Genomic DNA, 11862 nt, shown 5'->3' on the forward strand with positions numbered 1-11862 from the left:
CCTTTAATTATTAATTTTTACTTCCTTCCAGCAAGCTGTTGGATATATTATGTTTCGAATTTAAGAATTTAACAGAAATCTTGCTATCGTCAGACATTACCTTCCCTCCGCCAATAAAGTTGCTGTTTTTGATAGTAATATTCATCTTTGTTCCACAGCATGAAGAAAAAGATTTTGCACTTCCTCCAAACCGATCAAATGTACAGCCGTCAAATACCATATCCGGGTTATCAGCAAAAAAAACATTCCGGTTATATGCCTTTATAATGCAATTCTTAAATAATGTAATGGGCGCTACGCCCTGGTATACACCACTCTCTTTAAAATCAAGAACGGTATTATACATTTGAGTTTTGGCGTTGCTTTTATAGGCGACTATCATCTGAGCAGTACCTGGTATTTCCTCATTATTATTCCACCCAACATATATTTTACTATCATAAATACTACAGGTGCTTCCGTTATTCAATGTATTTGCAATAGCAATATTAAAATTAGTGAATATAGTATTTCTTATAGTCGTATTAGATACAGCCGATTCCTCTATATGCAGGCATTTGGCGTAATTATTTATAGAACACCCGGTGATATTCACAGCGTAGGTAGTTGCGGAAAAATTTAGCGTTATTCCGCAACGGCTTCTTCTTTTTCCAAATACCAGCCCATTCATCTGACAATTAGTTATATTCAGTTTTCCTCCTGCCTTCACTGCACTAACATTCACCGCATCTCCGAAGTGGTCGTTATCAACATTAAAAATCACCGGGGTTTTTCCTCTTCCCCCTACACCTGTAAATGTATTATTGCTGCAATTCATAGTACCCGGCCCCAACGCCATATAACCATCCCCGAAAAGATTTCTAAACTGGCAGTTAGTGACGGTCTGCGACTCTGCTGATATCTGAAGCCCGATTCCAATAGAAGTGTTAAAATCCGGCGATACTGCCATCTGAGGAATATTACTTCCGTCAAAGACAAGGCCTGTTACTGTTACTGTTATCCCTTTGTTATTGTCAAAAACCTTATCCATCGAGGGCGCATTTGTATTTACGCTCGGTCCGATTGCTAAAAACACATGTTCTCTGAAAGCAGTCAGACCTGCAACCGCCTTGTTTTTGACAGTGCTGGTTGGTTTAATGGTTGCCCCATTAGAGACGATATTCAATTTCTGGCCGGCGACAAGTAGTACCCGGATAGTTTGCCCTATCAGGTAGTTAGCAGATGTTTTGGGAATATAACATACTTTTCCGGCGGCTACAGCAGCATTGGCAGCCTTTTCTATAGCTGCCTGATCGTCTGTAACACCATCTCCCTTTGCACCAAAATCCTTAACATTAATATTATCCGCGATAAGCCCACCCACTGTAATCCGTGAAAAATTACCTTTGGGTGATTTGGCATCAGCAAACGCTACCGGGTGTATACCCGAAACCAGGGCGATTAACATGTACACTCCTAAATATGACAATTTTTTACGCATAATCTTACATTTAAGAAATGTCAACTATAATTATATTAAGAATTTTTCTCAGTTAAGACAGAGTCCATAATCAACTGGTTTTAAGCTCTTTTAAATAAAGATCTGTTATATTTTTCATATAATGAACATATCCGAGTTCTTGTCTGATCCTTTGTTGGGCCTTTACAAGACTATCTCTGTGAGCCTCATAATTCGTCAATGCCATGACCAGATTTTCTGCCAGTACAGCCTCGTCTATACCATCAAACTGGAAACCACATTTCATCCACTCCACCCCTTCTTTCATTGCGCCATACCCTGCAACCACGGGTATTATATCCATCAATACACACTCATACATTACTAGAGCAAACGTCTCAGAAAACTTCGAAGCCAATACAAACGCCTTCGCATCCTCCACCAGGTGAAACAACTTCTCCTGACTCGTAAAAGGTAAAAACTCCACTATATCCACAATAGCAAGCTCATCTACAAGTCTTCGCAATTTCTCTTCAGTTGGACCATTTCCAATTATCCGGAGTTTAACATCGGGTACTTTCTTTCGTACCTCCGGTATACTTTTTACCAGTAATTCAACATTTTTCTCTTCACTGAGCCGTCCGAAGTATGTTACAATATTCTTCTTCTTCCGGGCTTCTGCTTCTACCTTATCAACAGAGTTACGGACAACCTTTACCTTTTCTGCATTTCCGTAACGCTGCAACAAGAGATTCGCCAGAAAATCGGAGGGTGCAATCAACTGATCTACCAGCCCCCGGTTGTAAAAAAAATCGGCAACCAGGGCAGCCACTCCTTTGGCCCACGAGTGCAATGCTCCTTTACGGCTGCATAAACGATAAAACACCTTTGTTTTATACTTGTTGTTGATGCAATCAACACACCTCACAGACTTTCTATAGTCATACGCACTATAATGAGAACAGATATGCTCAAAATTATGTGCAGTCTGTATTATCCTGGTTTTCGGATACTTCCTTTTATAGTTATATACTGCATGCAAAACGGAAGGCGAAAGATTACCTACCAGCTGCATATGAATGATATCCGGGCACAGTTTATTTAAATAATCTGAAAGCAGTCTGAAATTTGAGCGGGAATAAATATAAGATATCAAACTCTCTGATTCCTTCCCATTTACTTTGAAATCCAAATCGGGCTTTATGCTTACATACTCACTGGACTTGCAGGCTACAAAGTGTTGAAACCGATCATCATGACTCTCCTGCAATCCTTTAACCGTGCGAAAAAAAACGTTCTCGGCTCCTCCGCCATAGATCGCTTCTGCTATATGTAATACTTTCATACAAACAAATTTCAAATGAGAACCTATTGATCAGGCTACCTGCTATACCGCAACAGCCCTTTATCAAGTAGTTGCTTTCCAAGCTCCGCCGACACCGATTCAATGCCAAACATTTTCTTTAGCCGAATAATATTAATATCGAACCGGGCAGCCTCCCCTGTTCTGTTTTGTACACACCTCTTTACTACTTCCGCCATTTCTGCTACATCGTCGGTTATATATCCTATACTTCCCACCTTCGAAATATAGTGTTCAAAACACTGATTCCGTAAAGCGATGATCGGCTTATTATGTAATATAGCATCAAGGAATGCGCCACTTGCAGTTAACCGGTAGGTACTGTCGGGGTAAAAAAACAAAATATAATCCTGCTCGCTTATTCTTCTATCGTATTCCTCCTGGGGAATAAATTCTGTTGCCTTATAGTACCGGATGTCTGTTCTCTCCAGTTCTTCTATGAAATCCGCTACTTTCCCAACAATACTTAACTCCACCTGAGGAAGTAGTCCTTTTTCATTCAGGTGGCTATATAACTCCATTATGTAATGACTTTTCTTCACACGCGTGGCAAGCCCTACTGTTGCGATCCTGAGCTTCCGGACAGGTTCACTATCTTTTGTTACGGTTTCTTCACTAAAAATATATGGATGCTCAATAGTAATAGCTTTTGCGCGTAGAAGTCCGGCATCTACATATTCCATTACTCCCTGCAGAATATGCTCCCCCAGGATAATAGGGAACATATATCTGGATTTCAGACAAAATGCAAAGGAACATCGGAATACTTTAGCAAGGATCCGATAATGCATATTAAGGTACTGATGGGTGGCAACATCCAAAAAAGCCAGTTCTCCGTGACACACTACCAGAAATTGTTTTCTTTTGAAGTTCAATATCCTTAAGAAAACAAGTGCAAAGGGACTGATACCTGTAAAAAAAACCAGATCTGACTTTGAGTTTTTAAAAAGAAACCGGATGCTTTGAAGAACAGACAATAGATATAATAAAGGGAGTTTTATTTTTTTATCCGGGTAAATGGTCCTTAAGTAAGAGATATTCGGGATCCCACCATTATCTGCCGTTACCAGTTTTTCCTTCACACAAGCTGCATGCTTCTTCTCCGCATAAAAAGTTATATCACAATCTTTATAAAGCCCGCCTATGGTCTGCAGAAATGCAGCATTAAAAGAAGAATGTTTTTCCCCTGTCCAAAGAGGCTCCACTATATCTATCTTTCTTTTATTTTTTGTCATCTTCTATCATTATTTAGTATACAACGCGTTCTATGTTTGAATCGAAAATACTGTAATATGGGACATACAAATCTTTATAGCTGGCAAAACCATAATAGAATTTAGTAAACGCGTATAGAACAATAACAGTATACACGATAGAAGCAGCCACCTTACCTCTCAGATGCCTGGCAACCATCAGGACCAGCAATATTTCAAACAGGGTAAAATAAGTGGAAATACGCTGTAATGCCATATAGTTACTGGTTATAAAGTATAGTGCCGTTCCCATGACAAACAGGTTAAGATATCCGTTGTACTCCTTATAATCAGCTTTATCAATTTTATCTCTGAACCAAATGAAAATAGGGACCAGCACTCCCCTTTTAAGTACTCCCAGAAGGAGTACGGTTGTTTTTCCGAGTGCGGAGTTAAAGCTTTCAGACTGTCCTACTTCGAGATATCCCTCCAGCTTACTGGCAATATAAGCGTTCCCCCCCATGTATTGTACAACCGCCTTCAGTACCAAGGCATCAATACTTAGAACGCTGAAGAAAATACTGCCTGCTATAATGAGGAAGATAACATAGCCGGGCATATTCAGATTATAGACAAAATATGCCAGTAAGAATACAAGGGCCGAACCGTGAAACAAACTAGCCAGATAAATCAGTATTGCAAAAGGTATAAACTTTCTTTTTACAATAAATGGGCTGCTTATCAACACAAATGAAATAGCCAGTGACTGCCGTACAAAAAAAATGTCAAAAAAGAAATAGGCGTAGTAAAGGAAAGCGGCCAGGAAGATCAAAGAAGTATTCCTATAAAAATAGTAAGATTTCAATGAGATGATAAAAACGGCACAGATCATCAGGAAGACGGTGTAATCATCTGTATAGCTTCTAACCCAGAAGTTGACATACTTAAACCCAGGCTCAAACACCTTATCTTCCTCCAGTACCTGGGCATTCATATTCTTGAAAAAAGAATAATAGTTATTCCAGTCCGTTCCGGTCTCCCATCTTAATCCTGCGAGGAAAACAAAAAAAGCTATAACAAGAAAAAAGATCAGTCTTCTTAAACTATCCGCATTCTTCACAAAATCTAAGACCAACAAAGAGGATAATACCAGAAAGATAGTTATATAAAAGATCATCTCATATTCTTTTTTGCTTGAGTAGTTTCCCTTTACATTTTATCCAAAAGCATTGCAAATCGTTTCGTTTGCACCCTCCTTGAAAATTGTACTACTTCTTCTTCATTAAAAGGTGAATCATAAGGCTCTTTCTGCATATACTTTTCTGAGAGCTTGCATAGTTCCTGATAAACTTCTTGCGGGGTTTCACAAAATACTCCCTGCCCGGACCGGGTAAGCAGTTCTTCAACAATATCGCCGTCAGATGGGCTACAAATCACGGGTTTTCGTGACATCATATAGTCGAATATTTTACTGGATGCGATCCCTCTTATATGCTTTCCATGTGATATCATGAGATTAACGTGCGATCTCATCATAATATCTATCAGTTCCTGCTTGGGTATCCTGTAGGTAAGTTCAAAATAGTCCTCATACCCTTTCAGCACACTTTCGATTTTTTCACTTATCCCTTCCCAATACCTGATACCAATAAACAATAATTTACACTTGTTTGTTCCTCTGATCCTGTCATCAATAAACAGTTTATATCCTTCCAGGAAAATCTCAACTTTCTGCGTGGGATACAATGTTCCGTTGTGAAATATGGTAAATTCATTAAAAAGCGTGTATGCCTCAGGCTTACTGTCCTGATACTGCTCTTCATAATACCCATTCATCACGGTTTCACCTGCCACTCCCACATAATCTGCTATCCTCTTCGTATAAACATCTGAAACTGATGTAATATAAGAAGCGGTTGAAACCCATTTCTTTTCTGCTTTACATTCAAACTGGTAAATAATCTTATGAAAAACAGACATAAATTTGTTACTCTGAATTTCAGAAGTGGTCCAATCATCCCGGTAGTCGGCAATCCATTCTACATTAAATCGCTTTTTCAACAAAAAACCAATATGGAACATGTGAAAGGGAGCTCCGATAATAATGATCTTTTTTACATCATTATGGGTTTTAAAATACTGGAACAGATAGTCGTAGAAAATTTTATATTCTGAAAACCGATAGATTCCAATACTCATTAGCAGGAAATCGATAAAAAACAGTACTTTGGACAGTAACTTAAACCTATTCAGATATTTAATCTTAAACCTCGTCCTGAAGTTTCCTTCATAAGGCAGATAGACTTCCTGATGTCCGTCATAGTTTTTCTCAACAATATGATCCCCTGTTGAGCGCATGTAATCCAGGTCCTCTTTCAACGGATAGTCCCAATTCCTGGTAAGAATTACCGGATAGTACCCATTTAAGTGGAAATATTTCGAAATGGCTAATGCCCGGTCGGCCCCGGTTTTATCACAGGGAGGATATATGTAACTGATCACAAACACTCTTTCCATAATATCAGATTCGCTATGTGATTATTTATAAAATTTATCGTTAAGCAATGAAACAATAGTTGCCGAATTATCAACCGTTCCATATAATTCTTCGTTATAGTCTGAAAGTGACATATCAAGTTTCTCCCTGATAGATGCTACATCGTCAAACACCAGTTGATTCCAGTTTCCTGTCAACGTTTCCAGCCATTCCGTTTCTTTGCGAATGGTGATACATCTTTTCTTTAACCAGTAAGCTTCTTTTTGCACCCCTCCCGAATCCGTTATGACTCCTAATGAATAGGCCTGATAAGACAAGGAGTCAAAATATCCGACAGGAGGTATTGCTATAATATTTTTGTACGCAGCAAGATCAACTTTGTAGTCACTCAGTCTGCTTACTGTACGGGGATGGATAGCGAATACTACAGGCGCATTCAGAGCATTTAAGGACTCGAGTATTACCAACATTCTCTCCGTAACATCTGTATTATATGGCCTGTGGATAGTGGCAAAATAATAAGGCTTCCCTTCCATTTTATCGCCCAGGTAACCGCTGGCAAGAGACAGCATGTCTTTCATCACATCCCCGCATAAATGTACATTTCGTTCAATGCCCTCCGCCTTCAGGTTCTCAACAGCCGCATTGGAAGGGCAGAACAGCAATTCTGATATATGATCGGTGAGCACACGGTTAACCTCTTCCGGCATTTCCCGGTTAAAACTCCTTAATCCTGCTTCAATATGAATAATAGGAATATGTAGTTTGGAAGCTACAAGAGCACCTGCCAACGTAGAGTTCGTATCGCCGTAAACCAACAAGCCATCAGGTTTTTCCTTTACCGCAATCTGCTCAATTTCTGTCATCATCTCAGCAGTTTGTTGACCATGAAGCTTGCCATTCAGGTGAAATCTATAGTCAGGCGCGGGGATCTTCAGTTCATTAAAGAAGACATCACTCATACCCGGGTCATAGTGTTGACCGGTATGTATTGTTAAAGCATTAAAATGCTTCTGCAATTGGATTTGCATTGGAGCATGCTTAATGAACTGTGGCCTTGCCCCGATTACTGATATAATTTTCTTCATTATTTCTTACCTGATTTTAAATACATTTTCCGGGGGATAGCTAACTTCAACGGCCCCTGTTCATAAGACAGGACAAACGGGTTTTTAAACCCGGTTTAGCATAACTGCTATTACTACTATCTTTTATTTCCGGGGGCTTTTCCGTTCGTGTTCTTGTGACTATGTTGAACGCTACGGTCCCTGCCAGTGTAACAGATCCCTTTATGGTAAATCGGTTCTGATGATGCCATTATCCTTACAAGCTAAATAAGCTGCTATTCCTTCATTGTATCACTATACATTTTCCTGACAATCAAAAGAACCAACATTAGAACAGTACTAACAAATCCCCCAACAATCATCGCCTTCAGCTTACTTAATTTCTCTTTTTTTAGTGGCAATATAGGGCTATCAATAATCTGTATGACCGGAGTTTCCCCTTCCATAGACATCTTACTAATTTCAAGATTTTTTATAACCTCACCATAAATCGTCTGTAGCATCATTTTGTCCCTGAGATCCAACTCGCTACCAACAGTAGCTACCCTTCTTGCCGGATTCATATTGATATCCTGGGCAGCAGCTGCACTATATGTCTTTTTATTTAACAGAATTTCCAATGAGTCGGCACTTGCCTGTAACTTATCCACATTCGTTTTGGAGCGCTTTAGTTTTGTTGCAACATAAAAACGGGTGGCTTCGTCCACCAATTGAGTGGTAAATTCCTTGGAGAATAGTTCATTGGGCGTGGTACAGGTAACCGCAATAAAACTATACTTCTTATCCGGCTTACCGATCTTCAGATTTTTCTTTACTATCGTGCTGTAAATAACATTCAGCACACTATCCTGTAACAGGGTGAAGTTGCTCCTGTCGTTAGTAACCGGGAAACTGATTTTCGCCAAATCAGGGTTTTTCCCCCAGGCCTTTTTCATTTCATTGAAATCCATATAGAAATCAGCCAGGCTTATTGCTTTCCCGTTTACCTTTATCGGATGAAGCAGTGTTTTTTCTATCATTAAACGGGAAACCAGAAACCCCATGATGTTTTCACCGGAAAAAAAATTGCTGGAAGCCCCTCCACCCAGGTCTATTCCAAACTGGCTCGCCAGGTTAGCGTATCCCCCCAGACCACCAGATTTACTATCTTCCAATACAAAAGTCAATTCTCCTACATAATTCGCTTTCTGTTTGAAGGCATAGAAAAACCCAGCTGCAGCTCCGGCAAGGCCGACAAAAATCAATATCAACCATTTGCCAACTAAATACTTCAGCCATACCTGTATTTTAAGTATCAGGTCTCTCAGTGTAAACTCCTCTTCCTGCTTTAAAATTGCGGCATTTTGTTTGGACGACTCCATTAGACTTACTTATATGTAAAATTATTTTATAGTATTCAGTATGGTTACGATAACCAGCGCCACAGAGGCGAGGCCACTTGCCAGCCCAACAGCTTCTCCGGAGGTCAGTCCTTTGCGTTCTTTTCGTGTTGGCACATATATCTCTGCTCCGGGTCTTACTTTCGGATAAGAGTTAAAGAAAAATACCTTTTTGGTATTCTTCACCTCTCCATTAGCATACACAATGTAACTACGCCGTTTCATTGCCTGGCCAGTAAACCCTCCAGCTCCGTGGATATAATCCTTGAAGTTATATTTGCCATCGAATCTCACTTTTTTGGGGAAGTAGATTTCTCCAAACAATTGTACCGTCTGCAGTTTTTTAGGTACTTTAATAATATCTCCTTCTTCCAGTAACAGGTCGTATTTAGAGCCGGGATGCTTCATGATATGCTCCAGGTTGATACCCAGCAACTGCTCCTTTCGGTCTACGGCAACCTGTACCCTGGCAATATCCGTACTGTCCTGCAGCTTATTGTAGAACACCTGCAGCTTATTGGCCAGTAGCAAACTATCTCCTTCATTGATAAAAGTTTTACGCATCATCACGGCTCCTTCCGGGTAAGCCTCCGGACGAAGCCCGCCGGAACGTTTGACCAGATCAGAAATACGCTCTGAACGGCTGTTGATCGTATAGTCGCCAGGGTATATCACCTCTCCGCTGATCATCACATTCGCCTGTGATGCGTATGCCGGGGAACGCCTTATTACCACCTCATCAAATGGCTCTAACACAAAAGCCCTGGCTTCCGGATTATTACTGAGGTCTGCATTAATATCAAACCGTTGTACAATTGACTTGGTACTATCTTTCGGATCATAGGTAATTCCTCTCTTTCTACGGGAGATCTCGACCCGTTGCAAAGAAGCCGCATCAGTTAACCCGCCGGCGATCATGATCAGGTCTTCCAGGTGCATGCTGTCAGCGTAGTTGAAGTAACCGGGCTTATTCACTTCTCCATCTATCCTTACTTCATATTCTTCCCGAAGATCGAATTTGGAATAGATCACCACACTGTCTTCCTTCAGTAGGCGTACTTCAGATTTACCTGTCAGTACATCCTGTACACTGAAGTTGATGAAAGCAGGTGTATAGTCAGTCTGTAGACGACGGATCAGTCCTCTTGACAGCGCCGCTACTTCTTTTGTACCGTCTGCTCTTTTGATCAGGTCTTTCACCGTCATATTATCCTCCAGCGCATAGTTGCCGGGATGGAAAACGGCGCCCGTAATGGTTACCCGGTTACTGAAGCGGTTCAGAACCGAGTCAATAAAAAACTGGTCCCCGGATTTTAACTTAAAAGAAGCCACCTGACTGGCCGGAATATTCACCACTTCCCGCTCCTTATTGTTCACCCGGTAAGCCCGGATTACGTCCTGGAAAGACATATCTGTATAGCCACCAGCGTAATCAATGATATTTTGCAGCGTTTCATTATCCCTGGCCTCAAAAATAGCTTGACGTTTCACCTCTCCGATTAACTCCACACGTGTTTTATATGGATTAACTTTTACAATGTCCTGGTCCTGTAAAACGACGTTATTACTAAGGTCCCCATGAGCCAGGAAATCGTATAGGTCGAAGGTGGTTACAACTGAACCATTACGTATCACCTGAATATTACGGAAAGAGCCATTTTCACTTGGGCCGCCGGACACATACAGGGCATTGGCCACCGTAGCCAGCGAAGGAATGGTATAAGAACCTGGATTTACCACTTCGCCAATCAGCAGCACCCGGATACTCCGGATATTTCCCAGAGCAACCTGAACAAACGTATTACCAGATTTGATACCAGCGTAGATAGTCGCCAGCTGCTTGATAATCCGATTCTTAGCCTCCTCCATGGTTAATCCATTCACATATACCGGTCCTACATTAGGAATACGGATATAACCATCAGGCGTAACCTTCAGGCGGTGTTGTACTTCAGAATAACCATAAACATCTATAAGGACCTCATCATTTGCCGCCAGACGGTAGTTAGGCGGAGTGGGCATTTTCAGGTTGGGTTCAAATGTCAGGTTCTTATTGTTGAAAAGCTCGGAACCAAAGATTTTTTTTCGTTTTTTTTCCCGGTCCAGCTCCTCACGGCTTTTACGCCTGTCGCTTCTCTCAGGGGTAGAATCTCCCTGCACACTATCGTCTTCAATCATGCGGCTCCCGGTCTCATCTTCATTTTCTCTTTTGCTCTTCTCCTTGTTTTTCTTGTTTTGGTCCAGCTCCTTGTCCAGTCCCATTTGCTGGATCCGCCCTTTCAGCTTGCTGGCCTCAACATCAGGGATTCCCTTCTGCTGAGCATAGGTGTCTACATCAGAAAAAGACATGTTGTTCTTTTTCATATCGGCTACCAGCTGACGGATCTGATCATCACTCAAATTGTCAACCTTCATCTGCCGGATTTGTTCTTTGGATAATGCTGGAGTCTGCGCGGTCACACAATAGCCAATAAACAGGAAAAGCTGTAGCAGCAATAATTTTCTGAACATGTATTAATAGGATAAAAAACTTCTCGAATACCTTTCTGGAAAAGACTTGTAATATGCCATACCCTGGGGGTATCGCCAAACAAGTTGCAAATCTATTAAAAATAACATATAAATGTTACAGCAATCAGATTAGCTAACGGTTTTGTTTCGAAATTGTTACACGTAATTTGATAAGCGTCGGAACATGCTTGTTCCGATATAATTCATACCATGAAGCATCAGAAGGTTCTTTATTATTGGTTTTAATCAACTTATAATATATTCAATTTATTAAATTGATATTTTAAATATACTCGAAAGACTCCTAAAACTATCCAAAACATCTCTAATAGGCTATAAATCAATCAATTACTCAACAGGAATGCGTTTCTCCCCGCCAAGATAGCTATAAAAGCGGACATTAGCGGAGCGTAT

General features: G+C 40.6%; 8 protein-coding genes. All 8 read right to left on the reverse strand.

Going from position 1 to position 11862, the window contains the following annotated elements:
• Positions 1 to 10 precede the first annotated feature (10 nt).
• Positions 11 to 1480, reverse strand: coding sequence for a glycosyl hydrolase family 28-related protein (locus HHL17_RS01345; RefSeq protein ID WP_169223017.1), 1470 nt, complete (start codon positions 1478 to 1480; stop codon positions 11 to 13).
• Between the two features lie 70 nt (positions 1481 to 1550).
• A complete protein-coding gene (locus tag HHL17_RS01350) occupies positions 1551 to 2783 on the reverse strand; it encodes a glycosyltransferase family 4 protein (protein ID WP_169223018.1) in 1233 nt (410 codons plus the stop codon).
• 35 nt (positions 2784 to 2818) lie between these two features.
• A complete protein-coding gene (locus HHL17_RS01355; RefSeq protein WP_169223019.1) occupies positions 2819 to 4036 on the reverse strand; it encodes a glycosyltransferase family protein in 1218 nt (405 codons plus the stop codon).
• Positions 4037 to 4049: 13 nt separating this feature from the next.
• The gene (locus HHL17_RS01360; RefSeq protein WP_169223020.1) at positions 4050 to 5171 is read right to left on the reverse strand and encodes an EpsG family protein; all 1122 of its coding nucleotides are present in this window, start codon (positions 5169 to 5171) and stop codon (positions 4050 to 4052) included.
• Positions 5172 to 5203: 32 nt separating this feature from the next.
• On the reverse strand, positions 5204 to 6511 hold the full coding sequence (locus HHL17_RS01365) for a glycosyltransferase (RefSeq protein ID WP_169223021.1): 1308 nt from the start codon (positions 6509 to 6511) through the stop codon (positions 5204 to 5206).
• 21 nt (positions 6512 to 6532) lie between these two features.
• Entirely contained in the window at positions 6533 to 7579 is a 1047-nt protein-coding gene (wecB, locus tag HHL17_RS01370; protein ID WP_169223022.1) for a non-hydrolyzing UDP-N-acetylglucosamine 2-epimerase, read from the reverse strand.
• Between the two features lie 254 nt (positions 7580 to 7833).
• On the reverse strand, positions 7834 to 8919 hold the full coding sequence (locus HHL17_RS01375; protein WP_169223023.1) for a lipopolysaccharide biosynthesis protein: 1086 nt from the start codon (positions 8917 to 8919) through the stop codon (positions 7834 to 7836).
• A gap of 21 nt (positions 8920 to 8940) precedes the next feature.
• The gene (locus tag HHL17_RS01380; protein ID WP_169223024.1) at positions 8941 to 11448 is read right to left on the reverse strand and encodes an SLBB domain-containing protein; all 2508 of its coding nucleotides are present in this window, start codon (positions 11446 to 11448) and stop codon (positions 8941 to 8943) included.
• Positions 11449 to 11862: the final 414 nt, after the last annotated feature.

Source organism: Chitinophaga fulva, from assembly GCF_012927205.1.
GTDB classification, from domain to species: Bacteria; Bacteroidota; Bacteroidia; order Chitinophagales; family Chitinophagaceae; genus Chitinophaga; species Chitinophaga fulva.